The following is a 24,929-nucleotide window of genomic DNA, read 5'->3' on the forward strand; positions in this document are numbered from 1 at the left end:
TCAGAGTTTGTTGAGCGGAATTTTCAGATAGACCACGCCATTGTCTTCCGCTGCCGGCAGATTTCCCGCCCGCACATTCACTTGGATGGCCGGCAGCAACAACGTCGGCATGCCCAGCCCGGCATCACGCTGAGTGCGCATTTCGACGAACGCCGCTTCATCGATTCCGTCGTGCACGTGGATGTTGCTTTTGCGCTGTTCGCCAACGGTGGTCTGGCAGTGCGAGGCGCGGCCCTCGGGCGGGTAATCGTGGCAGACGTAGAGCTTCACGCTGGCCGGAAACGCCAACAGCTTCTGGATCGACTTGAATAATTGCTGCGCATTGCCGCCGGGGAAATCGCAGCGCGCGGTGCCGACGTCGGGCATGAACAGCGTGTCGCCGACGAGGATCTGTTCGGCGTCGATCAGGTAGGCCATGTCCGCCGGCGTATGGCCGGGAACGTGCAGGGCGGTGGCCTTGAGATTGCCGATCATGAACGACTCGTCCGGCGCGAACAGGTGATCGAACTGCGAGCCATCGACGCGAAATTCCGGCTCAAGGTTGAACAGCGCCTTGAACACGTTCTGCACTTTACTGATCGATTCGCCGATGGCGATCTTGCCGCCCAATTGACGACGCAGATAAGGCGCGGCGGACAGGTGATCGGCGTGTGCATGGGTTTCCAGCAACCATTGCACTTGCAAGCGATGCGCACGTACGAAGGCGATGATCTTGTCCGCCTGTGCCGTGCCGGTGCGTCCGGCGGCACCGTCGTAATCGAGCACCGGGTCGACGATTGCGCACTGGCCACCGTCGGCTTCATAGACCACGTAGCTGTAGGTCGAGGAGGCGGGGTCAAGAAACGCTTCAATCAGGGCGGGCATGGCAAAAACCTGTGTTGGGGAATTTCGGGTTGCAACACTTTATGTAAAAACATAATGTTCGCAGCTTAAGTGACCTTCAAGGCCTCGTGCAAATGCAATCCAGTCTGACCGAATGTGAAGTCGCCCAACTGCGCGCCTCGGCGTCCAAAGCCTGCGCGCTGCTCAAGGCTCTGGCCAATGAGGATCGCCTGTTGATTCTCTGCCAACTGACGCAAGGCGAACGCAACGTCGGCGAGCTGGAAACCATGACCGGTGTACGCCAGCCGACGCTGTCGCAGCAACTCGGCATCCTCCGCGACGAAGGGCTGGTCGCGACCCGTCGCGAAGGCAAATACATTTTCTACGGCCTGGCCAGCCACGAAGTGATCCAGGTGATGAAGACCCTCTCGGGGCTGTATTGCGGAGCGGTGCTAAAGAGCTGGGAACAGTCATAAATGCCAGCCTTCACACCTGCCAATTGTGGGAGCGGGCTTGCTCGCGAAAGCGGCGTGTCAGTCGAACATTCTTTGTCTGACACGGCGCTTTCGCGAGCAAGCCCGCTCCCACATTTTTTATGGGTGTGAAGACTGAAATCCTTGCGTGCAGCAAAAGGAACAAGCAATGAACGATCAACACTGGGGCCCATCCATCAGTGCGGACATCGTGGTCATCGGCGGGGGGACGGCCGGCATCGCTTTTGTCGCCAGCCTGCTCAAGCGTGACCCGCATCTCAACATCACCATAATCGAACCGAGTTCAGAGCATTACTATCAACCGGCGTGGACGCTGGTCGGCGGTGGCGCGTTTGACGTGAAAGACACGGTCAGACCGATGAGCAAAGTCATGCCGCGTCAGGCAACGTGGATTCAGGCCAGCGTCAGCGCCATCGATCCGGATCACCACCAACTCACCCTCGACGACCAGCGCACCGTCAGCTATCAGAACCTGATCGTCTGCCCCGGCCTGCGCCTGGCCTGGGAGAAAATCGAAGGCTTGCAGGAAAGCCTCGGCCAGCACGGCGTCACCTCCAACTACAGCTATCAACACGCCCGGTACACCTGGGATCAAGTGCAGAAACTGCGCGATGGCCGGGCGCTGTTCACCCAGCCGGCGATGCCGATCAAATGCGCCGGCGCGCCGCAAAAAGCCCTGTACCTGTCTTGCGACCATTGGCGCAAATCCGGAGTACTGCGCAACATCAACGTTGAGTTCAATCTGGCCGGCGCTGCGCTGTTTGGCGTGCCGACCTTCGTTCCGCCGTTGATGAAGTACATCGAACAGTACGACGCGCAACTGGCGTTCAACTCGAATCTGGTCAAGGTCGACGGCCCGGCGGAAACCGCGTGGTTTGAAGTCAAGGACGCCGACGGCAATGTCAGCCGGGTCGCGAAAACCTTTGATCTGCTGCACGTCGTGCCGCCACAAGTCGCGCCGGATTTCATCGCACAGAGTCCGCTGGCCGATGCCGGCGGTTGGTGCGAAGTCGATCCGCACAGCCTGCAGCATCCGCGCTATCCCGAGGTGTTCGCACTGGGCGATATCTGCGGCACCAGCAACGCGAAAACGGCGGCGGCGGTGCGCAAGCAGGTTGTCGTCGTTGCGCAGAACCTGCTGGCCTCGCGCAAGCAACTGCCACTGCCGCTCAAGTACGACGGCTACGGCTCGTGCCCGCTGACGGTGGAGAAGGGCAAGGTGATCCTCGCCGAGTTCGGCTATGGCGGCAAACTGCTGCCGACCTTCCCGCTGGACCCGACCGTGCCCCGCCGTTCGGCATGGTGGCTGAAAGCGACGCTGCTGCCGTGGTTCTACTGGAATGGCATGCTCAAGGGCCGCGAGTGGTTGACGCGCCTGTCCAAGGTCGATTGAGAAAACCCTATGTTGCTGGCAAGTCTGTTTGGCGTGGTGATGGGGGTGGTGCTCGGCCTGACTGGCGCGGGCGGAGGGATCCTCGCGGTGCCGGCGCTGGTGCTCGGGCTCGGCTGGACAATGACGCAAGCGGCGCCTGTGGCGTTGTTTGCGGTCGGCAGCGCGGCAGCGGTCGGGGCGATCGATGGTTTGCGCCACGGCCTGGTGCGTTACCGCGCGGCGCTGTTGATCGCGGCACTGGGCGCGGTGTTTTCGCCGCTGGGGATCTATTTCGCGCATCAGTTGCCGGAGAAGATTCTGATGATCCTGTTCAGTCTGCTGATGGTGCTGGTTGCCTGGCGAATGTTCAGAAAGGAACGTCAGCAAGCGGGGCCGAGCGATCACGGGCACGCCAGTTGGGGCCAGAAAAACTGCATGCTCAACGAGCAGACCGGGCGCTTCGACTGGACCGCCAAATGCACCGCCACTCTGGCTGCACTGGGAGCGGTTACTGGCGTGGTGTCGGGTTTGCTTGGCGTCGGCGGCGGGTTTTTGATCGTGCCGGCGTTCAAACAACTGACCGATGTGCAGATGCGCGGCATCGTCGCCACGTCGTTGATGGTGATCAGTCTGATTTCCGCGATCGGGGTGATCGGCTCGTTCCATGCGGGCGTGCGTATCGACAGCCAGGGTGCGGCGTTCATCATTGCCAGCATTGTCGGCATGATCATTGGCCGCAGGCTTTGCGCACGGGTGCCGGCGCGGGCGTTGCAGGTGGGGTTTGCCAGTGTCTGTCTGGTGGTGGCGGGGTACATGTTGTTGCGGGCGTGAAGATCAGAAGATCGCAGCCTCGTTGCACTCGACAGCTCCTACAAGAGACTGCGGAGCTGTCGAAGGCTGCGATCTTTTCAGACGGTTACAACACCAGGTGCGGCAGCCACAGCGAAATCGCCGGCACGTAGGTCACCAGCAGCAGCACCAGGAACAGCACGCCATAGAACGGCAGCAGCGCTTTTACGGTGCTTTCGATACTGACCTTGCCCACCGCCGAGCCGACGAAGAGCACGGCCCCCACGGGCGGTGTTATCAATCCGATCCCCAGGTTGACCAGCATGATCATGCCGAACTGCACCGGATCGACGCCAATACCCATGATCACTGGCATCAGGATCGGCGTGAGGATCAGGATCAGCGGCGCCATGTCCATCACCGTGCCGAGCAACAGCAGCATGACGTTGATGCACATGAGGATCACGTAGCGGTTGTCCGACAGGGTCAGGAACAGCGTGGTGATCTTCGCCGGAATCTGCATCAGGGTCATGATGTAGCCGAAGCTGGCGGCGAAACCGATCAGGATCATCACAATGGAGATGGTGCGCACCGTGCGGTGCATCAGCTTGGGCAACTCGCTCCATTTGTAGTCGCGGTAGATGAACATGGTCACGAAGAATGACCACAGCACGGCGATGGCCGCCGATTCAGTGGCGGTGAAAATACCCGAGAGAATGCCGCCGAGGATGATCACCATCGCCATCATGCCCCACAGGGCTTCGCCGACGATCTTCAGCGCCTGGCGCATCGGAATCACTTCGCCCTTGGGGTAGTTGCGCTTTTTCGCGAAGATCAGGCACAGCACCATCAGGCAGGCGCTCATCAGCAGGCCCGGGACGATGCCGGCCATGAACAGCGAAGCGATCGAAACGGTACCGCCGGCGGCCAGCGAGTAGAGCACTGAGTTATGACTTGGCGGGGTCAGCAGGGCTTGCACCGAACCGCTGACGGTCACGGCGGTGGAGAAGTCCCGTGGATAACCCTTGCGCTCCATCTCCGGAATCAGCACCGAACCCACCGACGCGGTGTCGGCCACTGACGAACCGGAGATTGCGCCGAAGAAGGTCGAGGCAACAATGTTGACCAGCGACAGACCACCACGGACGAAACCTACCAGCACCCCGGCACACGCCACCAAACGCCGGGACATGCCGCCCTCGGCCATGATCGCGCCGGCGAGGACGAAGAACGGAATGGCCAGCAGCGAGAATTTGTTCACCCCCGAGGCGACCTGGATCATCACCGCCTGGAAGGGAATGTCGATCCACCAAGCGCCGATCAGCGCAGCGGCGCCCAACGCGTAGGCGACCGGCATGCCGATCAGGATCAATACGATAAAACTGCCCAGCAGGATCAGAGCGTCCATTAAACGGCACCTTCACTTTCTTCAACCAGGTCGAACTGCACGACCCGTCGTTTGCTCTGGTCACCGAGCAAGAGTTTTTCCACGACAAAAATCAGCGTCAGCAGGCCGCCCAGGGGGATCGGCAGATAGGTTACGCCAACGCGCAGATCGGGCAGGGCGGCCATGAACTGGTTCCAGGTGGACATGCACAGCTTGGTCCCCCAGATGGTCATGAAGATGCAGATGGCCGCCATCAGCAGTTGCGAAAAAATCGCCGCTGCGGATTTCAGCTGCGGTGGCATGCGGTCGGTGAGCATGGCCACGGCCATGTGCGCACCGGCGCGGTAACTGGCGGCGGCGCCGATGAAGGTGAAGACCATCATCAGCAGGATCGCCGTCGGCTCTGGCCAGCTCGAGCCGGTGCCGAGCACATAGCGGGCGAAGACGCCCCAGGGAATCATCAGGGAAATCGCCAGGACGGAAAGGCCGGCGATCCAGATGCACGTCATGTAGATCTTGTCGTTGATACGCAGCAGCAGATTCTTCATCGGGTTCCACCGTAACCGGGCGCGCCTGAGTCATCAGGCGCGCCGGGCCTTGTTCATGAGTACGGAGCGGGGGGCGTTACTGAACGGCTTCGATTTTTTTGATCAGGTCGGCGTACTTCGCACCGTACTTTTCCCGTACCGGAGCGGTGGCGTCGTAGAAGGGTTTTTTGTCTACGGTGATGAACTCGACCCCAGCGGCCTTGAGTTTTTCTTCACTGGCGGCGGACTTCTTGTCCCACAACACGCGTTCTTCGGCCTGCGCAGCCTTGGCGGCTTTCTTCACCAGTTCCTGTTGATCGGGGGTCAGTTTTTCCCAGGTGATTTTCGACATCACGATCGGTTCTGGCAGGATCAGGTGACCGGTCAGGCTGTAGAACTTGGCATTCTGGAAGTGGTTGTGTTCGAGCAGGGTCGGCGGGTTGTTTTCCGCGCCGTCGATCACGCCGGTCTGCAGGGCGCTGAAGATTTCCCCGGTGTCCATGGCGATACCGTTACCGCCCATGGCGTTCATCATGTCGATGAACATCGGGTTGCCTTGTACGCGGATCTTCATGCCCTTGAGGTCTTCGAGCTTGCGCACCGGTTTCTTGGTGTAGATGTTGCGCGTGCCGCCGTCCATCCACGCCAGGGCCACCAGGCCGAATTCGGAGTTGGTGATCTTGTCGAGAATCTCGTCGCCCACCGGGCCATCGATGACGTTACGCATATGTTGCTGGTCGCGGAAGATGAACGGCATGTTGAACACGTTCACATCCGGCACCACAGGGCCGACGATGCCCAGGCTGACCCGCGACAGTTGTACCGCGCCGACCTGCATCTGCTCGATGACTTCCTTTTCGGAACCCAGCACACCGCCGGGGAAGTACTGAAAGGTCAGTTCGCCGTTGGTTTCCTTGGTCAGGGTATCGCCCATGGATTTTTCAGCTACCACGGTTGGGTAACCTGCGGGGTGAATGTCGGCAAATTTGAGTTTCATTTCCGCCTGAGCGGCACCGGCAAAGGTGAACATCAGTGGAAGTGCAGCGGCGAGCAAGGTGCGTTTGAAGTTCATGGGGGTGAGTCTCCAGTCTTGTTATTTTTGTGTTCAAGGCGCAGCGGTGCAGCAGAGGGTCTAAAGCGAATCGGTGAATTGCGGTTCGGCGAGGCCTTTGACGCCGGGCTTAAGGGCGAACACGCCGCCGGCCAGGGACTGCGGGTCGTGGTCATCGCCGGGGCGAATCGAAGCGACAAACAGGGTGTCCAGATTGCTGCCGCCGAAGGCACACATGGTCGGTTTCTTCACCGGCACTTCCAGCGAGAAATCCAGCCGCCCATCCGGGGCAAAGCGGTGAATCAGGCCGGCGTCGTTTCCGCAGATCCAATAGCAGCCTTCGGCATCCACGGCGGCGCCGTCAGGGCGGCCGGGGAAGTGATTCATGTCGACGAAGATTCGCCGGTTCGATGGTGTGCCGGTCTCGGTGTCGTAATCGAAGGCCCAGATCAGCTGAACGTTGGGGTGCGAATCCGACAGGTACATGGTTTTGCCGTCAGGGCTGAAAGCGAGGCCGTTGGGCACGATGAAGCCATCGAGCTGCGCTTCGATCACGCCAGTCTGCCCGGCGCTGTAGCGATAGAGTCGGCCTTCAGGTGCGTTCAGGCCCATGTTCAAAACCATGCTCCCCGCCCAGAAACGCCCTTGGCGATCGCAGCGACCGTCGTTGAGGCGCATGTCAGGGCGGCTGTGCTCGACGGTGGCGAGCAATTCGCTGTCGAGGCTGCCGTCGGTGTGCGGGTGCAGGCGAAAGAAACCGCTTTCCATGCCGGCGACCCAGCCGCCACTGCGGTGGCGGGTGATGCAGGCGAGCATTTCCGGGGCCTTCCAAGAGGCGACATGCCCGGTGTCGGCGCTCCAGCGTTGCAGCCCGCCGTTGGGAATATCGACCCAGTAAAGCGCGTTTTCCTGCGGCACCCAGACCGGGCTTTCACCGACCGCGTTGCGGGCGTCGACGATCAATTCGGCTTGCATACTCATTCCCGTGGTTTTTATTGGAGGGGGATCAAGTCGAGCGATCAATCGCCAAACGGGCCTGCTGCGACAAAGGCGCCGCCCTGGTAGATCCGCGCCGGATCATCGTCGGCCGGCATCGGCTGCGCTTCGACCTTGTCGCGGAACACTTCCGAGCTGTCCCTGGCTTCGAAGCCGAGGTGGCTGGCGTAGCGGTTGTCCCACCAGACGTCTTTGTTGGCGGACATGCCGTAGACCACGGTGTGGCCGACGTTCGGTGTGTACAGCGAGCGTTCGAGCAGTTGCGTGAGATCGTCGAAGCTCAGCCAGGTGTGCATCATCCGGCGGTTCTGCGGCTCGGGGAACGAGGAGCCGATGCGGATGCTGACGGTTTCGATGCCGTAGCGATCGAAATAGAAACTGGCCATGTCTTCGCCGTAAGACTTGGAGAGACCGTAGTAACCGTCAGGACGGCGCGGAGAAGTGGCGTCGATTTTCTCGTCCTGCTTGTAGAAGCCGATCACGTGGTTGGAGCTGGCGAAAATCACTCGCTTCACACCGTGCTTGCGGGCCGCTTCGTAAATGTGGAACACGCCGCTGATGTTGGCGCCGAGGATTTCTTCGAACGGCCGCTCAACCGAAACGCCGCCGAAATGCAAAATCGCATCGACGCCTTCGACCAGTTGATGCACGGCTTGCTTGTCGGCGAGGTCGCAGAGCACGACTTCTTCGTGTTCATCGACGGCCGGGGCGAGGGCGGCGATGTCGGACAGGCGCAGCACATTGGCGTAAGGGCGCAGGCGTTCGCGCAGGACTTTGCCCAGGCCTCCGGCGGCACCGGTCAGCAGCAGGCGGTTGAAAGGAGCGCGGGGGGTAGATGTAGACGTCATGGCAATCCCTGAACACATTGTTATTAGGTTTGTTGTAGGTTGTCGTATGACTGCGCTGAAGTATCGGTAGGGTTTCCGGATCTTGTCAACGCGACTTTTGGTGTAGATGACGGAAGGGGCGATTCATTTTCTCAACACCCTATACCTGACTTGCAATGCAATCCCCTTGTGGGAGCGAGCCTGCTCGCGAATGCGGTGTGCCAGTCAGAACAAATCGACTGGTCCGGCGCTTTCGCGAGCAGGCTCGCTCCCACAGGGCAAACCGCCAACCGTTACAACAACGAAATCGGATAGCTGATAAAAATCCGGTTCTCGTCAAATTCGTTGGTGCTGAAGTCCCGGCGAATGGTCGCGTTGCGCCATTTTACGTTGAGGTTTTTCAGCGGGCCGCTCTGCACGGTGTAGGCCAGTTCCGACTCGCGGCCCCATTCCTTGCCATCGTTGGTGCTGGCGGTGTGCACGTTATCGCCGCTGATGTAGCGGTTCATCAGGGTCAGGCCAGGCACGCCCAGCGCAACGAAGTTGTAGTCGTGACGCACCTGCCAGGAGCGCTCTTTGGCGTTGTCATAACTGGCGTTGTAACTGTCGTTGGCCAGGGTGCCGCCGCTGGTGCCGTTGACGCGCATCCACGCATCGTCGCCGGTGAGTTTCTGCAGGCCGACGTAGAAGGTGTTGCCGCCATATTTGGCCGAGAGCAGGGCGAACGCGGTCTTGTTGTCGAGGTCGCCGGCCTGGGCGCTGCCGTCTTCCTTGCCGGTGAAGAAACCGAGGTTGGCGCCCAGCGTCCAGTCGCCCATCGGCTGGCTGTGGCTGAGGTTGAAATACTGCTGCTGATAGATGTCAGTGAGCTCGGCGTACCACACGCCGACCATGGTGCGTTTTTCGTTGAAGGTGTATTCGCCGCCGCCGAAGTTGAAGCGATCGGAGGTGAATGCACCGCGGCCGTTCATCGACATGTCTTCCATGCTCGCGTCGTTGCGCGGGCTGTTGCCACGGAACTGGCCGCCGTAAACAGTCAGACCGTTGATCTCGGTGGAGGTGATCTGGCCGCCGCGAAAGGTCTGCGGCAGGGAACGGCCGTCGTCAGAGCGCAGGATCGGCAGCACCGGCATCCATTCGCCGACCTTCAGTTCGGTCTTCGAGACTTTGGCTTTCAGCGCCACGCCGAGGCGGCCGAAGTTGTCGGCGGGGCGGCCGTCATCATGGATCGGCAGCAACTGCGTGCCACCGGTACCTTTGCCGCCATCGAGCTTCTGCGAGTACAGGCCAAGGATGTCGAGACCGAAGCCGACGGTGCCTTGGGTGAAGCCGGATTTGGCGTCGAGGATGAAGTTCTGCGTCCACTCTTCAGCCTTGCCTTGCGGGTTGGCCGGGTTGACGAAGTTGCGGTTGAAGTAGGCGTTGCGCAGGTTCAGCGTGGCTTTGCTGTCTTCCAGAAAGCCTTCGGCATCGGCGCTCATCGGCAACGCCAGGGCGAGGCTGCTGCAGCCGATCAGGCTCAGGGTCGAACGCGGTTTGAAATGGGCAAAGCGTGAAGGGCGGACGGAATTGCGGGCGAGTGGGCTCACTGTGACGCTCCCTGAATCGTTTGTTGTTTTTATTATTTGTCATACGTCGTCGTACAACATCGATGCGAATATTTCCCAGATTTTCGGGGCTTGTCAACTGGAAGTTATACGATGACCTCCCATGCGACGCAGAACCCTGTGGGAGCGAGCCTGCTCGCGAATGCGGACTTTCTTTCAATGAAGTTGTCGACTGACACAGCGCTTTCGCGAGCAGGCTCGCTCCCACAGGGTTCCTTGGTGTCTGTCGAGTCGTGTATTGCCCGTCAAATTGCGGCAAACTTCCTCACCCCCAGCACCAGGCCGATCCATGGATAAATACGCCCCGCGCAACTGGCAACCCCACGAGAAACCCAGTCTGCCCGGATCCCCCTCGACTCCATTGCACTCCACGCCCAAGCGCTTGGCATACGCGGCGGTCGGTGTGCTGGTCGCGGTGACCGGTGGGCTGGGGAATTCACTGGTGGTTGCCAACCTGCCTTATCTGCAAGGTTCGCTCGGCGCGACCACGGCGGAGATGGCCTGGCTGCCGGCGGCTTACGTCATGACCAACGTGTCGATGAACCTGCTGCTGGTGAAGTTTCGCCAGCAGTTCGGCTTGCGCGCATTCACCGAGGTGTTTCTGGTGCTGTATGCGCTGGTGACCTTCGGCCATTTGTTCGTCAACGATCTGAATTCGGCGGTGGCGGTGCGTGCTGCCCACGGCATGGTCGGTGCAGCGCTGAGCTCGCTGGGCTTGTATTACATGGTCCAGGCGTTTCCGGCGAAGTGGCGGCTGAAGGCGCTGGTGCTCGGCCTCGGCACTTCACAACTGGCGTTACCGCTGGCGCGGCTGTTTTCCGAAGACCTGTTGCAGATTGCCGAATGGCGCGGCCTCTATCTATTCGAATTGGGCATGGCGCTGCTGTCACTTGGCTGTGTATTGCTGCTCAAACTGCCACCCGGCGACCGCTTCAAGACCTTTGAAAGACTCGACTTCCTGACCTTCGCCATCCTCGCCACCGGTGTGGCGTTGTTGTGCGCGGTGCTGTCGCTCGGGCGGATCGACTGGTGGCTGGAAGCAGACTGGATCGGTGTGGCTCTCGCATGCTCGATTGCGCTGATCATCATGGGCCTGGCCATCGAGCACAACCGCAGCAACCCGATGCTGATGACCCGCTGGCTCGGCAGCGGAACGATGATTCGCCTGGCGCTGGCGGTGACCCTGATTCGCATGGTCACCTCGGAGCAATCCACCGGCGCGGTGGGGTTCATGCAGAACCTCAACATGGGCTATGAGCAGTTGCACAGTCTGTATGTGGTGATGCTGATCGGCAGCATCGCCGGCCTTGCCACCAGCGCGTTGACCATCGACCCCAAACACCTGCTGATGCCGTTGATCATCTCGCTGGCACTGATGGCCACCGGTTCGGTGATGGACAGCTTCTCGAACAACCTGACCCGCCCCGAAAACATGTATTTCAGCCAGTTCCTGCTGGCGTTCGGCAGCACGTTTTTTCTCGGCCCGACCATGGTCTTCGGTACGCGCAACGTGCTGACCAATCCGCGCAACCTGGTGAGTTTTTCCGTGCTGTTCGGGATCTGCAACAACCTCGGCGGACTGCTCGGCGCGGCGTTGCTTGGCACCTTTCAGATCGTGCGGGAGAAGTACCATTCCAGCCACATCGTCGATCATCTGGTGATGTCCGATCCCTTGGTGGCTGCGCGAGTGCAGAGCGGCGGCTCGGCGTTCGGCGGTTTGCTCGCCGACCCGAGCCTGCGCAATCTGGCCGGCATTCGCAGCCTCGCCAATGCGGCGACACGCGAAGCGAACGTGCTGGCCTATAACGATGTCTTCATGCTGATCGCGGTCATTGCCGTCCTGACCATGATCTGGCTTTCGATTCGCGCGTTGTGGCTGATGAGCACCACCAAAGCCATTGAACCGACACCTTCCGTACCACCCAGCGGTGCCACTTCTTCATGACCGAACCGACCACCACAACCACCAACGCCATCGCCGCCACGCCTGAAGGGGAGGCGCCGCCCTCATCACCCAACACTGCGCCGCGTTCGCTGCGGGTGCGGATCATTTCTTCACTGGGCTTTGCCGCAATCGCCATCGTCGGCGTACTGATCGTGCTGTATGCGTGGCAACTGCCGCCATTCAGCAGTGCGGTCGAAACCACCGAAAACGCCTTGATCCGCGGGCAGGTGACGATCATCGGCCCGCAGCTCAGCGGCTATGTGTTCGAAGTGCCGGTGCAGGACTTCCAGTACGTCAAGGCTGGGGACCTGCTGGTGCGTCTGGACGACCGCATTTATCAGCAACGCCTCGACCAGTCGCTGGCACAACTGGCGGTGCAGAAAGCCGGATTGGCCAATGTCGTGCAGCAGCGCAACAGCGCCGAGGCGACGATCAAATTGCGTCAGGCAGTGCTCGCCGACAGCCAGGCGCAGTTGCGCAAGAGCGAGGCTGATCTGCGGCGCAATCAGGAACTGGTGCGTGACGGCTCGGTGTCCAAACGTGAATTCGACGTGACCCTCGCCGCCAACGCGCAGAGCACCGCGGCGGTAGCGCAGGCCAAGGCCAATCTGGAAATCGCCCGCCAGGATCTGCAAACGGTGATCGTCAATCGCGGCTCGCTGGAAGCCGCCGTGGCCAGTGCCGAAGCGGCGGTGCAACTGGCGCGGATCGATCTGTCGAACACGCGGATTGTTGCACCGCGAGATGGCCAGCTCGGGCAGATCGGCGTGCGCCTCGGCGCCTATGTCAACTCCGGCGCGCAGTTGATGGCATTGGTGCCGGATCAGAAATGGGTGATCGCCAACATGAAGGAAACCCAGATGGCCAATGTGCGTGTCGGGCAACCGGTGCGCTTCACCGTCGACGCTTTGAACCACCGCAGATTCACCGGCCATGTGCAGCATATTTCGCCGGGCACCGGGTCGGAATTTGCCTTGCTGCAGGCCGACAACGCCACCGGCAACTTCGTCAAGATTGCTCAGCGGGTGCCGGTACGGATCACGATTGACCCGGATCAGCAGGAAGAAGAGCGGCTCAGGCCGGGGATGTCAGTGGTTGTCAGTATTGATACTGCAGCGGGTGATACTCAGCATCACTGATTAGCCGCGACGTCTGCTCGCGAAAGCCGTGTATCAGTGACAAATACGCCCACCGACTCACCGCTTCGCGAGCAGGCTCGCTCCTGCAACGGGCATTGGTTTTCCGGGTGTCGCACGATCCTGAGCCGCTGCGGTCGTACTTTTCACCTAGCCGCATCACAGTGTGGAGATCCAATGAGCCAGGAAGTCCTGACTACCGAAACCAACCGTCGCCAGTTGCAGCAGATCATCGCCGGGCTGTCGGACGGGGTGATTCTGCTGGAGCTCGACAAAAGCATTCTCTGGGCCAACGAAGCGGCGCTGACCATGCACGGTGTCAGCACCATCGGTGATCTGGGCACCAACGCTGACGAGTATGCCAAGCGCTTTACGCTGCGCTACCGCAATAATCATGTCTTGCCACCCGAGAACTACCCGATCAGCCGCGTGGCGCGTTGTGAGGCGTTCAGTGATGTGCTGATCGAAGTCTCCTCCGTGGACGACCCCGAGCATATCTGGGTGCACAGCGTGCGCAGCATGGTGCTGACCGACCGCGTCGGCCAGCCCGAGTCGCTGGTGCTGATCATGAGCGACGTCACCGATTGGGCCAACGCCGAGTTGCGCTTCGAAAAAACCTTCAATGCCAACCCTGCGCCGGCAGTGATCTGTCGTCTGAGCGATTTGCGTTACATCAAGGTCAATCCGGGCTTTCTGGAAATGACCGGCTACACCCGCGATCAAGTGATCGGCACTTCGGCCTATGAAATCGATATTTTCGAACAGGCCGATCAGCGCGATCTGGCCGTTCAGCGCTTGCGCGATGTCGCGACCATCCCGCAAATGCAGGCGGAATTGCGTCTGCCGGATGGGGGCAGCAAGCAGGTGATCGTTGCCGGGCAGCCGCTGCTGCTCAATGACGAGAATTGCATGCTGTTCTCCTTTGTCGACATGGAGCCCCGGCGCCGCGTGGAAGTTGCCTTGCGTCAGAGCGAGGAGCGCTTCGCAAAGGCGTTTCGTCTGACACCGGTACCGATTCTGATCTGCACCGCTGACAAGCAGGAGGTCATCGACGTCAATCAGGCATTCCTCGATACCTTGGCCTATGACAGCGATGACGTACTCGGGAAAACCGTGACGCAATTGAGCTTCATCCACGATGACGGCGCGCGCACGCGGCTGTTATCGGCGCTGGCGAAGAACGGTCGGGTGGATCGCGTCGACGTGCCGGTTCGCAAGAAGGATGAGGAGTTGCTGGAGTGTGCAGTTTCCGCTGACACCGTAAATATTCACGATGTTTCCTGTTATCTGCTGGTGCTGATGGACATGACCGAGCGCAAGCGCACTGAGCTTGAGTTGGTGGGGGCGATTGAAGAGGTGATGAAGGATGCGTCGTGGTTCAGCCGAACGTTGATCGAAAAGCTGGCCAACGTGAAGAAAATCAACTCGCCGCAACTGCCCAGCGCTTTGTTCACTGATCTGACGGCGCGTGAGCGCGATGTACTGGGTTTGATCTGCGAAGGTCTGGCGGATAAGGAGATTGCCCTGCGGTTGAAATTGGCGCCGAACACTGTGCGCAATCATGTCGCCACTGTGTATTCGAAAATTGATGTGCACAGCCGCAGCGAGGCGATTGTCTGGGCTCGAGAGCGAGGCTTGTTTTCGGGAGAGTGGGGCACCAAGGGCCAGCGTTGAGGGGTGCAAATGCACTAGTTACAAGGGTGCAAATTCATGTATTGGCGAGGGCGTTGTGTTCTTAGGCTGGTGGGGTGCGGTGTGGGCCATTTCGGGCCTGCGATCGTGCCCCTTTTGAAACAGTCATAGGAACGACGTCAATGATGAATCTTGCGCAGTTGCGCGCTCGGCTCGAGCACAGTTTTGCGCCGCTGTCTTGTGAGTGTTCGGTGGATGGTGACCATTCGCTGACGGTCAAGTTGTATCACCGGGATTCGGGGCAGGTGGATCTGGTGATCAGCGGTCTGGATCTGGCTTCGCTGCGTACGCCTGGGGCGGTTGAGGCGTTGGTGGATGAGTTGCGGTATGAGCTTGAGAGCAACTCTTTGCGCTCGTCTCGGGATCCGGATTTGGCTTAACGCGCTTTGGTCTTGGCGGCCTTTGGGCCGGCCATGCTGTGGGGGGGTGGGTGTATATCCGTTTCTGCGGGTGCTACTGGTTACGGTTCCGCCCTTACGGCGGGTCACTTTTGGCAAACGCCGGAATGCCGGCCCAGCCCAAAGTAACCAAAAGGTCTTCGCCCTGACGTTCGGCCCGCTCGCTGAGGCTCGGGGTTCCTTCGCTCCGGGATCGATCCTGGCGCAGCGGCTACGGTTTGCTTCGCTGCACCTCCTTCCGCTGTGCACGACTGCGTCGTACGGTCGCTGCGCTCCCACCCCCGGATCAATCCCTCCGCTCAGCCTTCCGACGTCGCCTGTGGATCAAGATCAAGGGCACTCGAGCTAACGCTCATTGTTTTGAGTGGTGAAGAGCGGATGAGCTTTGCTTCTTCCGTTTCTGTGGGAGCGAGCCTGCTCGCGATGAGGCCCTCGCCGGCAACGATGATCTCAATCCAGCCCACTGCCGGAAAATTCGCGCAAAACCGACAGCCAATCCCAGCCTATCTCCCCAATCCACTGGCGCTAACAAGGCGCTCAGCTATAAATAACGAGTGGTCAGGTCTTCCGCGGCCGGTTGGGTTGCGGGAGTTTGTCTCTCTTTACCGCGGGTCGCCCTATGAATAATCCTGGGAAACGCGTATTGCCGTTGGCTTTTCTTGCAGTGTTGTTGGCCGGTTGTGCCAGTCCTCCACCGCCTGCGCCTGTCGCGCCGCCACCACCGCCGGAACGTCGGTGTGAGGTGCTGGAGAATACTGAGGTTGCCGGGGATATGTATGTGGATGGGCAGGTGACGCGCCACATCACCACTACCCGTTGCATAACCCAATAAGACTCGCGATTCCTCGATCGCACGAGGCCTGGAATCCTGCAGTGACCCTGTGGGAGCGAGCCTGCTCGCGAAGGCGTGGTATCAGTCAAGACATAGCTGACTGACCCAACGCTTTCGCGAGCAGGCTCGCTCCCACAAGGGTCAGGTATCCGTCCTGAAAATCAGGACAGGAACCCGCCATCCACATTCAGCGCCACACCAGTGGTGTAGCTCGACGCATCGCTGGCCAGGTACAACACTGCTCCAGCCATTTCGCTTGGGTCGGCTACGCGCTTGAGCGGAATCTGCGTGAGCGCCTGTTTCAGAATCGCGTCGTTTTTCACCAGGGCCGAGGCGAACTTGGTGTCTGTCAGGCCGGGGAGCAGGGCGTTGCAGCGGATGCCGAATTGCGCGCATTCCTTGGCGAAGACCTTGGTCATGTTGATGACCGCCGCTTTGGTCACCGAATAAATGCCTTGGAAAATCCCCGGAGAGATGCCGTTGATCGAGGCGACGTTGATGATGCTGCCGCCACCGTTTTCGCGCATGAGCTTGCCGGCTTCGACCGACATGAAGAAGTAGCCGCGAATGTTCACGTCGACGGTCTTCTGGAACGCACCGAGATCGGTGTCGAGCACGTTGCAGAATTGCGGGTTGGTCGCGGCGTTGTTGACCAGAATGTCGAGGCGGCCGAACTGTTCCTTGATCCCGGCAAACACTTGGCTGATCTGCTCCATCTCACCGATGTGACAGGCCACGGCCGTGGCCTTGCCGCCGGCGGCGGTGATAGCGTCGGCGACGTGCTGGCAGCCTTCGAGCTTGCGGCTTGAGACGATCACGTGGGCACCTTGCTGGGCCAGCAGTTTGGCGATGGCTTCGCCGATGCCACGGCTGGCGCCGGAGACGAAAGCGATTTTGCCGTCGAGGTCGAACAACTGAGTCTTGGACATGGGGTTCCCTTGTTGAAGGTCTTGTTATTGGCCCGGATCAGAGGCTGGATTTCTGGATGACCTGCAGGCTCATCTGCTCGAGCAGTTTGTTCATGTGAATGAACTGCGCGAAGCGTTTGTCCTGCGTCTGGCCATGGTAGAAGCGGTAGTAGATCTGCTGCACGATGCCGGCCAGGCGGAACAGGCCGTAGGTGTAGTAGAAGTCGAAATTGTCGATGCGGATGCCCGAGCGCTCGGCGTAGTAGTCGACGAATTCGCGGCGGGTGAGCATGCCCGGCGCGTGGCTTGGCTGGCGGCGCATCAGTTGCACCGGTGCCGGGTCGCCGGCTTCGATCCAATAGGCGAGGGTGTTGCCCAGATCCATCAGCGGATCGCCGAGGGTGGTCAGTTCCCAGTCGAGCACGCCGATGATCTGCATCGGATTGGCCGGGTCGAGGATGACGTTGTCGAAGCGATAGTCGTTGTGGACGATGCTTGAGGTCGGGTGGTCGGCCGGCATCTTGTCGTTAAGCCAGGCTTTCACAGCTTCCCAGTGCGGCGCGTCCGGGGTCAGGGCTTTTTCGTAACGCTCGCTCCAGCCTTTGATCTGCCGCGCGACGTAGCCTTCAGGCTTGCCCAGATCGCCAAGTCCGCAGGCGTTGTAATCAACGCGGTGCAGTTCAACGAAACGGTCAATGAAGCTTTTGCACAGTGCTTCGGTTTTCGCCGAATCGAGACCCAGCTCCGGTGGCAGCTCGGCGCGCAGGATGATGCCCTTGACCCGTTCCATCACATAGAACTCGGCGCCGATCACCGTTTCATCGGTGCAGTGCACGTAGGCCTTTGGGCAATACGGGAAGCCGTCGCGCAGTTGGTTGAGGATGCGGAATTCACGGCCCATGTCGTGCGCGGATTTGGCCTTGTGGCCGAACGGCGGACGGCGCAGGACAAATTCTTGTTCCGGGTATTCCAGCAAATAGGTCAGGTTCGACGCACCGCCGGGGAACTGGCTGATCTGCGGGCTGCCGGTCAGGCCGGGGATGTGCGCCTTGAGGTACGGATCGATCAGGCTGGCATCGAGTTCTTCGCCCGCGCGGATCCGGGTGGACTGGTCAGTAAGCGCCATGCTTATCCCTTCTGCTTATTTTGGAGGCCAGACATCATTGGCTAATCTAATGGCGCGCTCGAATGCTCACAAGCGCGGGTCGGTCTTATAGGTTAGCGTGTTGCTGGATGATCAACTTTGAGAATGGGGGCGATGAACGCTGCAGACCGAGGATCCCGAGCGCCTTAATGCACACGCTGGTTAATCAGTTTCGGTGGCAGCGCGACGGGAGTCAGCACCGGTTGTCCGGAAAAAAATGCCATCAGATTTTTGCCCACCAGCTCAACCGTGCCTTGTGTAGCCTCGGGGGAAAGCCCGGCTACGTGCGGAGTCAGCACAACATTGCTGAGGCTTTTCAGGGCATCGGGCACTTCCGGTTCGTGATCGAATACGTCCAGTGCGGCACCAGCGATGCGCCGTTGCTCCAGTGCGGTAATCAGGTCCGCCGTAGCGATCACGCTGGCTCTGGCGATATTGACGATGAATCCATTCGGTCCGAGCGCGTCAAGCACCGTTCGGGTGACCAAATGCTGCGTTGTAATGCCACCGGGCGTGGCAACCACCAGAAAGTCCGAAACTCTCGCCAGATCGGTCGGAGTCGAGCAAAACGCGTAAGCCACATCGCTGCGCACCTGGCGGTTGTGGTAGCTGATCTGCATGTCGAAACCCAATTCCGCGCGCTTGGCAATCGCCATGCCCACCGCGCCCAGCCCAAGAATTCCCAGGTGCTTGCCGGCCAGTGACGGGCGCATGATTTTCGGCCATTCACCGCGGCGCACCGCTGCATCACAGCGCGGAATGTCGCGGACCAATGCCAGCAACAGCGCCATCGCATGATCGGCAACTGAGGAGGCGTTGACCCCGGCACCATTGGTGACGGTGATCCCGCGGTCGCTGGCCGCTTGCAGGTCGACCTGTTCATAGCCCGCGCCGATCACCGTGATGATTTTCAGGGCGGGCAGGGCGCTGATCTCTTGGGCGGTCAGGCCCAGCGGGCCGCGAGTCAGCACGGCATCGATACGACTGCCATGGGTGATGATGGCTTGCGCACGTTCGGCCGGCGTTGGTGCAAGGATCAGATGGAATCCCTGGTGTTCGAGAATCGGCAGATAGTCATTGATCGTTTCAACCAGTACCAGAACGGTTGCGGGCATTGCGCGGCTCCTGTGATGGGCGGCGGGTGGGTCGCGAAAGTCGACTCAGAGTGCTGAATCCGCAGCGGCTTGGCAATCGTTGCATTCACGCAGTGGTGCTTTGATTCTGGACGGGTTCGTGGAACAAGCAAGCACCCATGGCGTACGGCCAATCAGGTGACGTATTGCGCAATGCCATTGCCGAACGACCAGTTCTCTTTTTTCACCTCCACGAGATTGATGAACACATCCTCCGGGCGTATCCCCACGTGCGCATGCAGGCTTTCGGCGATGGTTTTGAACAGCAATTGTTTCTTCTCCACAGTGCGGCCTTCACTGATGGTGATTTGAATGAACACCACGCCGTCGCTGCGCTGGATGCCGAGATATTGCGGGTCATATACGAAGTGCTGGCCGTCGTGCTCGTTGAGAATCTGGAAATTGTCGTGCTCGGGCACATCGATGCAGCTGCGCAGGGCGGCGTAGATTTGTTCGCCGATGCGCCTGGCGAAAGTCGGGTCGGGGTTTTGCTGGATGTCGACGCGAACCAGTGGCATGGGGCCTCCTCGGGTTAAGGCTTCTCTCACACTAGATCAAAGGCAGGGTTCTGGCAGGTAGTCGGTCTGGAATATCGCGGATTACTTGTATGAGCGGGCTTACGTGACTCGCGGATTTTGCCTACGGGAATGGCAGATGCGTCTGCTGGTCAGCGTGAATGGAACAGTTTGATGATAAGGGCATGACGATAGCCGTCGATGTGCATGCAAATGCTGACCCCGATCCGCCAGCAGCCAAGGAGGGCAAATGTTCCATAACGATCGCGAAAATCTGGAGCTCGACAGGCTGGAAAACGAATCAAGGAAACTCGTGGCTGAATGGAAAAAGCTTCAGGCTGAAGAGAAAAAGTTATCAAGGGAGACAAAGCTCTATTCAATTGCAGTGTTTGGTGGAGTCTTAACTGCAATCACCGCAGTGGCAGGGTTTTTCTTCAAGTTGTGAATCTTCATGCTTCACGACCGTCAGGCGCATTATTCAAAGGTTAATCAGTATGAGCACATATGACCGTAAGGCACGACTGGAGCAAATTGAGCGAGAGTTCGCAGAATATGACGAAGCGGTGCGCAATAGGGACAAGCGCGAAAATGGCAAGCTCTGGTTGCTTTTCGGCTTCGGGCTGTACTGCGTTTTATTGGGTTTCATGCTCGGCATATCGCTCTAGGCGCATTCGATGACGCATGGGTGGGTGCAAAACGTATCCGTTTGCGGCATCTGACGTATCCATGAACGACCTTGTTTTTTCCATAAACGACCATCCTTGGATCTGCTCCGCACAACCATTCCTCAGCTAAGTCTTTGCTTGCATTGATTTATCACGGAGAATCGCGCCCCTGTTTCGGCCGGAGCATGTCTGTCGGTTTTTTCCGACGCATCCTGACCGAGTGGCAAGTGACCGGAAAGCGGAGATCCGACCGGATGAATGATCAGGCCAATAGCCTCGAAAAGCGTTTCGACGCAGCAGCACCCGCTGAACTTTCGAGCTGGAATCGCCAGGACACCACCTGGATGCTGGGACTGTTTGGGACGGCCATTGGCGCCGGCACCCTGTTTTTGCCGATCAACGCAGGATTGGGTGGCTTCTGGCCGCTCGTAATCCTCGCGCTGCTGGCATTCCCGATGACGTTTTACGCTCACCGTGGCCTGACCCGTTTTGTGCTGTCCGGTCGCGAAGGCGCCGATATCACCGAAGTGGTCGAGCAGCATTTCGGCATCAAGGCTGGTGCCCTGATTACGCTGTTGTACTTCTTCGCCATCTTCCCGATCCTGTTGATCTACAGCGTCGGCCTGACCAACACGGTCGCCAGTTTCCTCGAACATCAACTGCACATCACGCCGCCACCGCGCGCGTTGCTGTCGTTCGTGCTGATTCTTGGCCTGCTGGCCGTCGTGCGTTGCGGTGAGCAGGCAATCGTCAAGGCCATGAGCCTGATGGTCTATCCGTTCATCGTCGCGCTGCTGTTCCTCGCCGTGTACCTGATTCCGCACTGGAACGGCGGCATCCTCGCCACTGCCTCGCAAGTGCCGGCGCCGTCAGCGCTGTTGCACACGCTGTGGCTGGCGATTCCGGTGATGGTGTTTTCGTTCAACCATTCGCCGATCATCTCGGCGTTTGCGGTCGATCAGAAGCGCCGCTACGGCGTGCATGCCGAAGAGCGCAGTGCGCAGATTCTCTCCCGCGCTCACGCACTGATGGTGCTGATGGTGCTGTTCTTCGTATTCAGCTGCGTGCTAACCCTGTCGCCGGAGCAACTGGCTGAGGCCAAAGATCAGAACCTGTCGATCCTGTCGTACTTGGCCAACCACTTCAGCAACCCGACCATCGCCTTCGCGGCGCCGTTGATTGCGTTCGTGGCGATCTCCAAGTCGTTCCTCGGCCATTACATCGGGGCCAGCGAAGGCCTCAAGGGCTTGATCGTCAAGAGCGGCAAACGCCCGGGCGCCAAGGCGCTGGATCGCATCGTGGCGGCGTTGATGCTGGTGATCTGCTGGATCGTAGCGACGCTGAACCCGAGCATCCTCGGCATGATCGAAACCATCGGTGGTCCGGTGATTGCGGCGATTCTGTTCCTGATGCCGATGTATGCGATTCGCAAGGTGCCAGCGATGGCGCGTTATCGCGGTCAGGCGTCGAACGTGTTTGTTACTGCAGTTGGGCTGGTAGCGATTTCGGCATTGGTTTACAAGCTGTCTGTGTAACGACTGATCGTTCCCACGCTCTGCGTGGGAACGCCTCTTGTGATGCTCTGCGTCACGCTTGGGGACGCAGAGCGTCCGGGGCTGCATTCCCACGCGGAGCGTGGGAACGATCAAAAAAAACGCCGCTCATCTCACGATGGGCGGCGTTTTTTATTACCTTGCAGCGTTAGGCTTGAACGACCGGGATCTTGGCGTTCGCAGCCGCTTCACGGAACTCGGCGATCTGGTCGAAGGACAGGTAGCGGTAGACATCGGCCGCCATGCTGTCGATCTTGCCAGCGTATTCCATGTACTCCTCGACGGTCGGCAGGCGACCCAGGATCGACGCAACGGACGCCAGCTCGGCCGAGGCCAGGTAGACGTTCGCGCCGTCGCCCAGACGGTTCGGGAAGTTACGGGTCGACGTCGAGACCACGGTGCTGTTCGGCTCAACGCGTGCCTGGTTACCCATGCACAGCGAGCAGCCTGGCATTTCCATGCGTGCGCCAGCCTTGCCGTAGATGCCGTAGTAGCCTTCTTCGGTCAGTTGGTGAGCGTCCATCTTGGTCGGCGGCGACAGCCACAGACGGGTTGGCAGCTGACCCTTGACCTGATCCAGCAGTTTACCGGCAGCGCGGAAGTGACCGATGTTGGTCATGCACGAACCGATGAACACTTCGTCGATCTTCTCGCCAGCAACGCTGGACAGCAGACGGGCGTCGTCCGGATCGTTTGGCGCGCAGAGCACAGGCTCGTTGATCTCGGCCAGATCGATTTCGATGACTTCGGCGTATTCGGCGTCGGCATCGGCTTCCATCAGTTCCGGGTTGGCGATCCAGGCTTCCATCGCTTGAGCGCGGCGTTCCAGAGTGCGGGCATCGCCGTAGCCTTCGCCGATCATCCAGCGCAGCAGGGTGATGTTGGACTGCAGGTACTCGGTGATCGACTCTTTCGACAGCTTGATGGTGCAACCGGCAGCCGAACGTTCGGCCGAGGCGTCGGACAGTTCGAACGCCTGCTCCAGGGTCAGACCTTCCAGGCCTTCGATTTCCAGGATGCGGCCGGAGAAGGCGTTTTTCTTGCCTTTCTTCTCAACGGTCAGCAGACCGTTCTGGATGGCGAAGTACGGAATGGCATGAACCAGGTCACGCAGGGTGATGCCAGGTTTCATCTTGCCCTTGAAGCGCACCAGGATCGATTCCGGCATGTCCAGCGGCATCACGCCGGTAGCAGCGGCGAACGCAACCAGACCCGAACCGGCCGGAAACGAGATGCCCATCGGGAAACGGGTGTGCGAGTCACCACCGGTACCAACGGTGTCCGGCAGCAGCATGCGGTTCAGCCACGAGTGGATGATGCCGTCACCCGGACGCAGGGAAACGCCGCCGCGGGTCATGATGAAGTCAGGCAGGGTGTGGTGGGTGGTCACGTCGATAGGCTTTGGATAAGCCGCGGTGTGGCAGAACGACTGCATCACCAGATCAGCGGAGAAGCCCAGGCACGCCAGGTCTTTCAGTTCGTCACGGGTCATCGGACCGGTGGTGTCCTGAGAACCCACGGTGGTCATCTTCGGTTCGCAGTAGGTGCCAGGACGCACGCCTTGGCCTTCTGCCAGACCGCAAGCCTTGCCGACCATTTTCTGCGCCAGGGTGAAGCCCTTGGTGCTTTCAGCCGGAGCTTCTGGCTTCTTGAACAGGTCGAACGGTGGCAGACCCAGCTCGGCGCGAGCTTTCTCGGTCAGGCCACGGCCGATGATCAGCGGGATACGACCGCCGGCACGGACTTCGTCCAGCAGCACCGGGGTTTTCATTTCGAAAGTGGTGATGACTTCGTCGGTACCGTGCTTGCAGACTTTGCCAGCGTGCGGGTACAGGTCGATCACATCGCCCATGTTCATGTTCGATACGTCGAACTCGATCGGCAGGGCGCCGGCATCTTCCATGGTGTTGTAGAAGATCGGAGCGATCTTGCTGCCGAAGCAGAAACCGCCAGCGCGCTTGTTCGGCACGTATGGGATGTCGTCGCCGAAGAACCACAGCACCGAGTTGGTAGCCGATTTACGCGAGGAACCGGTACCGACCACGTCACCGACGTAGGCGATCGGGAAACCCTGGCCGCGCATTTCTTCGATCTGCTTCATCGGACCGGTCTTGCCTTGCTCGTCCGGAACGATGCCGTCACGGGCCATTTTCAGCATGGCCAGGGCGTGCAGCGGGATGTCAGGACGCGACCAGGCGTCTGGCGCAGGGGAGAGGTCGTCGGTGTTGGTTTCGCCGGTGACCTTGAATACACGCAGGCTGATCTTGTCGGCCAGGACCGGGCGCTTCTTGAACCACTCGCCGTCAGCCCAGGATTGCAGCACGGCCTTGGCGTGAACGTTGCCGTTCTTGGCTTTTTCAGCCACATCGTGGAAGGCGTCGAACATCAGCAGGGTGTGCTTGAGTTCTTCGGCGGCGACTGGCGCCAGCTCGGCGTCGTCCAGCAGTTCAACGAGGGTGACGATGTTGTAGCCGCCCTGCATGGTGCCGAGCAGTTCGACAGCGCGTTTCTTGTCCAGCAGAGGGGAGGTGGCTTCGCCCTTGGCCAGGGCAGACAGGAAGCCGGCCTTGACGTAGGCGGCTTCGTCCACTCCAGGCGGTACGCGATTGGTGATCAGGTCAACGAGGAAAGCTTCTTCGCCAGCCGGAGGGTTCTTCAGCAGCTCGATCAGGCCTGCTGTTTGTTCGGCGTTAAGCGGCTGGGGAACGATACCCAGGGCTGCACGCTCTTCGATATGTTTGCGGTAGGCTTCAAGCACAGTTATTACCCTCATCAGTGGTCCCAAATGGGTGTCCGGGACGCTCATCCCGAAATTGCCGTACTCATGCGCCTCACGACGTTGTGGGTCGTTCGGCCAGAATTACCGGCAATTCCTTACAGAAGCTGCTTTCAAAGTTTTACGCCTGCAGAACGGGGAGCTGATGAGGGTTGGCGTTAGGCTTTTCCCCGCTGGAAAAACCCTTCGCCAACACCGCTCTGAAGGAACGACTGTGCTCGTGACGCTTTGAAAACAGCTTCTAACGGACATTGGCGCCTTAAAAGGCTGGCTGATTCTACGGCAAAAAAATTTTAAAGGTAAGTCGCGCTCTATTGGACTTTCGTGGCAATCAGCGCGGCCGGAGCAAACCTGCGGCGC

22 protein-coding genes are annotated in these 24,929 nt (G+C 59.7%); 10 read left to right on the forward strand and 12 right to left on the reverse strand.

Annotated features, from left to right (window positions below; all coding sequences use genetic code 11):
- Positions 1 to 864: an MBL fold metallo-hydrolase gene (locus ACMYUN_RS25755; protein WP_415762151.1), complete on the reverse strand. Its 864-nt coding sequence runs from the start codon at positions 862 to 864 to the stop codon at positions 1 to 3.
- Positions 865 to 956: 92 nt separating this feature from the next.
- Here ACMYUN_RS25755 and ACMYUN_RS25760 point away from each other — a divergent pair, with 92 nt between their 5' ends.
- The 3 genes from ACMYUN_RS25760 (at position 957) to ACMYUN_RS25770 (ending at position 3,519) form a co-directional block, all read left to right on the forward strand.
- Positions 957 to 1,298, forward strand: a complete 342-nt coding sequence (locus tag ACMYUN_RS25760; RefSeq protein WP_039763171.1) for an ArsR/SmtB family transcription factor — start codon at positions 957 to 959, stop codon at positions 1,296 to 1,298.
- Positions 1,299 to 1,464: 166 nt separating this feature from the next.
- Positions 1,465 to 2,709 carry an FAD-dependent oxidoreductase gene (locus ACMYUN_RS25765; RefSeq protein WP_415762152.1) on the forward strand — a complete coding sequence of 415 codons (1,245 nt, stop codon included), beginning with the start codon at positions 1,465 to 1,467 and terminating at the stop codon, positions 2,707 to 2,709.
- Between the two features lie 9 nt (positions 2,710 to 2,718).
- Entirely contained in the window at positions 2,719 to 3,519 is an 801-nt protein-coding gene (locus ACMYUN_RS25770) for a sulfite exporter TauE/SafE family protein (RefSeq protein WP_415762153.1), read from the forward strand.
- Between the two features lie 85 nt (positions 3,520 to 3,604).
- On the opposite strand, the gene ACMYUN_RS25775 is transcribed toward ACMYUN_RS25770, so the two are convergent.
- From ACMYUN_RS25775 to ACMYUN_RS25800, 6 genes are all read right to left on the reverse strand, one after another.
- The gene (locus ACMYUN_RS25775; RefSeq protein ID WP_016775191.1) at positions 3,605 to 4,885 is read right to left on the reverse strand and encodes a TRAP transporter large permease; all 1,281 of its coding nucleotides are present in this window, start codon (positions 4,883 to 4,885) and stop codon (positions 3,605 to 3,607) included.
- Complete coding sequence (locus tag ACMYUN_RS25780) at positions 4,885 to 5,412, reverse strand: TRAP transporter small permease (protein ID WP_415762154.1); 528 nt, start codon at positions 5,410 to 5,412, stop codon at positions 4,885 to 4,887. The genes ACMYUN_RS25775 and ACMYUN_RS25780 overlap by 1 nt, the downstream gene beginning before the upstream one ends.
- A gap of 76 nt (positions 5,413 to 5,488) precedes the next feature.
- Positions 5,489 to 6,463, reverse strand: a complete 975-nt coding sequence (locus tag ACMYUN_RS25785) for a TRAP transporter substrate-binding protein (protein WP_415762156.1) — start codon at positions 6,461 to 6,463, stop codon at positions 5,489 to 5,491.
- A 60-nt stretch (positions 6,464 to 6,523) separates the two neighbouring features.
- On the reverse strand, positions 6,524 to 7,417 hold the full coding sequence (locus tag ACMYUN_RS25790; protein ID WP_415762157.1) for an SMP-30/gluconolactonase/LRE family protein: 894 nt from the start codon (positions 7,415 to 7,417) through the stop codon (positions 6,524 to 6,526).
- 44 nt (positions 7,418 to 7,461) lie between these two features.
- Positions 7,462 to 8,286 (reverse strand): NAD-dependent epimerase/dehydratase family protein, encoded by an 825-nt coding sequence (locus ACMYUN_RS25795; protein WP_415762158.1) that lies wholly within the window; start codon positions 8,284 to 8,286, stop codon positions 7,462 to 7,464.
- Between the two features lie 272 nt (positions 8,287 to 8,558).
- A complete protein-coding gene (locus ACMYUN_RS25800) occupies positions 8,559 to 9,854 on the reverse strand; it encodes an OprD family porin (RefSeq protein WP_415762159.1) in 1,296 nt (431 codons plus the stop codon).
- A 307-nt stretch (positions 9,855 to 10,161) separates the two neighbouring features.
- Here ACMYUN_RS25800 and ACMYUN_RS25805 point away from each other — a divergent pair, with 307 nt between their 5' ends.
- The 4 genes from ACMYUN_RS25805 to ACMYUN_RS25820 all read left to right on the forward strand — a co-directional run bounded on the left by ACMYUN_RS25805 (position 10,162) and on the right by ACMYUN_RS25820 (position 15,025).
- Positions 10,162 to 11,817, forward strand: a complete 1,656-nt coding sequence (locus tag ACMYUN_RS25805) for an MFS transporter (protein ID WP_415762160.1) — start codon at positions 10,162 to 10,164, stop codon at positions 11,815 to 11,817.
- Positions 11,814 to 12,956 carry an HlyD family secretion protein gene (locus ACMYUN_RS25810; protein ID WP_039763160.1) on the forward strand — a complete coding sequence of 381 codons (1,143 nt, stop codon included), beginning with the start codon at positions 11,814 to 11,816 and terminating at the stop codon, positions 12,954 to 12,956. Before ACMYUN_RS25805 ends, ACMYUN_RS25810 begins: the two co-directional genes overlap by 4 nt.
- A 174-nt stretch (positions 12,957 to 13,130) precedes the next feature.
- Positions 13,131 to 14,627: a helix-turn-helix transcriptional regulator gene (locus tag ACMYUN_RS25815; RefSeq protein ID WP_415762161.1), complete on the forward strand. Its 1,497-nt coding sequence runs from the start codon at positions 13,131 to 13,133 to the stop codon at positions 14,625 to 14,627.
- Between the two features lie 140 nt (positions 14,628 to 14,767).
- Entirely contained in the window at positions 14,768 to 15,025 is a 258-nt protein-coding gene (locus tag ACMYUN_RS25820; protein WP_415762162.1) for a DUF1652 domain-containing protein, read from the forward strand.
- Positions 15,026 to 16,036: 1,011 nt separating this feature from the next.
- Here the strand turns inward: ACMYUN_RS25820 and ACMYUN_RS25825 are convergent.
- From ACMYUN_RS25825 to ACMYUN_RS25840, 4 genes are all read right to left on the reverse strand, one after another.
- Positions 16,037 to 16,804 carry an SDR family oxidoreductase gene (locus ACMYUN_RS25825; protein ID WP_024013283.1) on the reverse strand — a complete coding sequence of 256 codons (768 nt, stop codon included), beginning with the start codon at positions 16,802 to 16,804 and terminating at the stop codon, positions 16,037 to 16,039.
- Positions 16,805 to 16,841: 37 nt separating this feature from the next.
- Positions 16,842 to 17,909, reverse strand: a complete 1,068-nt coding sequence (locus tag ACMYUN_RS25830) for a phosphotransferase family protein (protein WP_415762164.1) — start codon at positions 17,907 to 17,909, stop codon at positions 16,842 to 16,844.
- Positions 17,910 to 18,073: 164 nt separating this feature from the next.
- The gene (locus ACMYUN_RS25835; RefSeq protein WP_415762165.1) at positions 18,074 to 19,042 is read right to left on the reverse strand and encodes a 2-hydroxyacid dehydrogenase; all 969 of its coding nucleotides are present in this window, start codon (positions 19,040 to 19,042) and stop codon (positions 18,074 to 18,076) included.
- A 152-nt stretch (positions 19,043 to 19,194) separates the two neighbouring features.
- The gene (locus ACMYUN_RS25840; protein ID WP_415762166.1) at positions 19,195 to 19,578 is read right to left on the reverse strand and encodes a tautomerase family protein; all 384 of its coding nucleotides are present in this window, start codon (positions 19,576 to 19,578) and stop codon (positions 19,195 to 19,197) included.
- Between the two features lie 247 nt (positions 19,579 to 19,825).
- Here ACMYUN_RS25840 and ACMYUN_RS25845 point away from each other — a divergent pair, with 247 nt between their 5' ends.
- The 3 genes from ACMYUN_RS25845 (at position 19,826) to ACMYUN_RS25855 (ending at position 21,775) form a co-directional block, all read left to right on the forward strand.
- A complete protein-coding gene (locus tag ACMYUN_RS25845) occupies positions 19,826 to 20,020 on the forward strand; it encodes a hypothetical protein (protein ID WP_415762167.1) in 195 nt (64 codons plus the stop codon).
- A gap of 49 nt (positions 20,021 to 20,069) precedes the next feature.
- Complete coding sequence (locus ACMYUN_RS25850; protein ID WP_163032915.1) at positions 20,070 to 20,240, forward strand: hypothetical protein; 171 nt, start codon at positions 20,070 to 20,072, stop codon at positions 20,238 to 20,240.
- A 254-nt stretch (positions 20,241 to 20,494) separates the two neighbouring features.
- Entirely contained in the window at positions 20,495 to 21,775 is a 1,281-nt protein-coding gene (locus ACMYUN_RS25855) for an HAAAP family serine/threonine permease (protein WP_130000007.1), read from the forward strand.
- Between the two features lie 166 nt (positions 21,776 to 21,941).
- Here the strand turns inward: ACMYUN_RS25855 and acnB are convergent, their stop codons facing one another.
- A complete protein-coding gene (acnB, locus tag ACMYUN_RS25860; protein WP_039763151.1) occupies positions 21,942 to 24,551 on the reverse strand; it encodes a bifunctional aconitate hydratase 2/2-methylisocitrate dehydratase in 2,610 nt (869 codons plus the stop codon).
- Positions 24,552 to 24,929: the final 378 nt, after the last annotated feature.

It is taken from the genome of Pseudomonas sp. CP4 (genome assembly GCF_047758505.1).
Lineage (GTDB): Bacteria > Pseudomonadota > Gammaproteobacteria > Pseudomonadales > Pseudomonadaceae > Aquipseudomonas > Aquipseudomonas fluorescens_AO.

Bases quoted from the DNA above. Each gene is read 5' to 3' on its own strand.
- ACMYUN_RS25755 (WP_415762151.1), bottom strand. From the start codon at position 864: ATGCCCGCCCTGATTGAAGCGTTTCTTGACCCCGCCTCCTCGACCTAC.
- ACMYUN_RS25760 (WP_039763171.1), top strand. From the start codon at position 957: ATGCAATCCAGTCTGACCGAATGTGAAGTCGCCCAACTGCGCGCCTCG.
- ACMYUN_RS25765 (WP_415762152.1), top strand. From the start codon at position 1,465: ATGAACGATCAACACTGGGGCCCATCCATCAGTGCGGACATCGTGGTC.
- ACMYUN_RS25770 (WP_415762153.1), top strand. From the start codon at position 2,719: ATGTTGCTGGCAAGTCTGTTTGGCGTGGTGATGGGGGTGGTGCTCGGC.
- ACMYUN_RS25775 (WP_016775191.1), bottom strand. From the start codon at position 4,885: ATGGACGCTCTGATCCTGCTGGGCAGTTTTATCGTATTGATCCTGATC.
- ACMYUN_RS25780 (WP_415762154.1), bottom strand. From the start codon at position 5,412: ATGAAGAATCTGCTGCTGCGTATCAACGACAAGATCTACATGACGTGC.
- ACMYUN_RS25785 (WP_415762156.1), bottom strand. From the start codon at position 6,463: ATGAACTTCAAACGCACCTTGCTCGCCGCTGCACTTCCACTGATGTTC.
- ACMYUN_RS25790 (WP_415762157.1), bottom strand. From the start codon at position 7,417: ATGCAAGCCGAATTGATCGTCGACGCCCGCAACGCGGTCGGTGAAAGC.
- ACMYUN_RS25795 (WP_415762158.1), bottom strand. From the start codon at position 8,286: ATGACGTCTACATCTACCCCCCGCGCTCCTTTCAACCGCCTGCTGCTG.
- ACMYUN_RS25805 (WP_415762160.1), top strand. From the start codon at position 10,162: ATGGATAAATACGCCCCGCGCAACTGGCAACCCCACGAGAAACCCAGT.
- ACMYUN_RS25810 (WP_039763160.1), top strand. From the start codon at position 11,814: ATGACCGAACCGACCACCACAACCACCAACGCCATCGCCGCCACGCCT.
- ACMYUN_RS25815 (WP_415762161.1), top strand. From the start codon at position 13,131: ATGAGCCAGGAAGTCCTGACTACCGAAACCAACCGTCGCCAGTTGCAG.
- ACMYUN_RS25820 (WP_415762162.1), top strand. From the start codon at position 14,768: ATGATGAATCTTGCGCAGTTGCGCGCTCGGCTCGAGCACAGTTTTGCG.
- ACMYUN_RS25825 (WP_024013283.1), bottom strand. From the start codon at position 16,804: ATGTCCAAGACTCAGTTGTTCGACCTCGACGGCAAAATCGCTTTCGTC.
- ACMYUN_RS25830 (WP_415762164.1), bottom strand. From the start codon at position 17,909: ATGGCGCTTACTGACCAGTCCACCCGGATCCGCGCGGGCGAAGAACTC.
- ACMYUN_RS25835 (WP_415762165.1), bottom strand. From the start codon at position 19,042: ATGCCCGCAACCGTTCTGGTACTGGTTGAAACGATCAATGACTATCTG.
- ACMYUN_RS25840 (WP_415762166.1), bottom strand. From the start codon at position 19,578: ATGCCACTGGTTCGCGTCGACATCCAGCAAAACCCCGACCCGACTTTC.
- ACMYUN_RS25845 (WP_415762167.1), top strand. From the start codon at position 19,826: ATGTTCCATAACGATCGCGAAAATCTGGAGCTCGACAGGCTGGAAAAC.
- ACMYUN_RS25850 (WP_163032915.1), top strand. From the start codon at position 20,070: ATGAGCACATATGACCGTAAGGCACGACTGGAGCAAATTGAGCGAGAG.
- ACMYUN_RS25855 (WP_130000007.1), top strand. From the start codon at position 20,495: ATGAATGATCAGGCCAATAGCCTCGAAAAGCGTTTCGACGCAGCAGCA.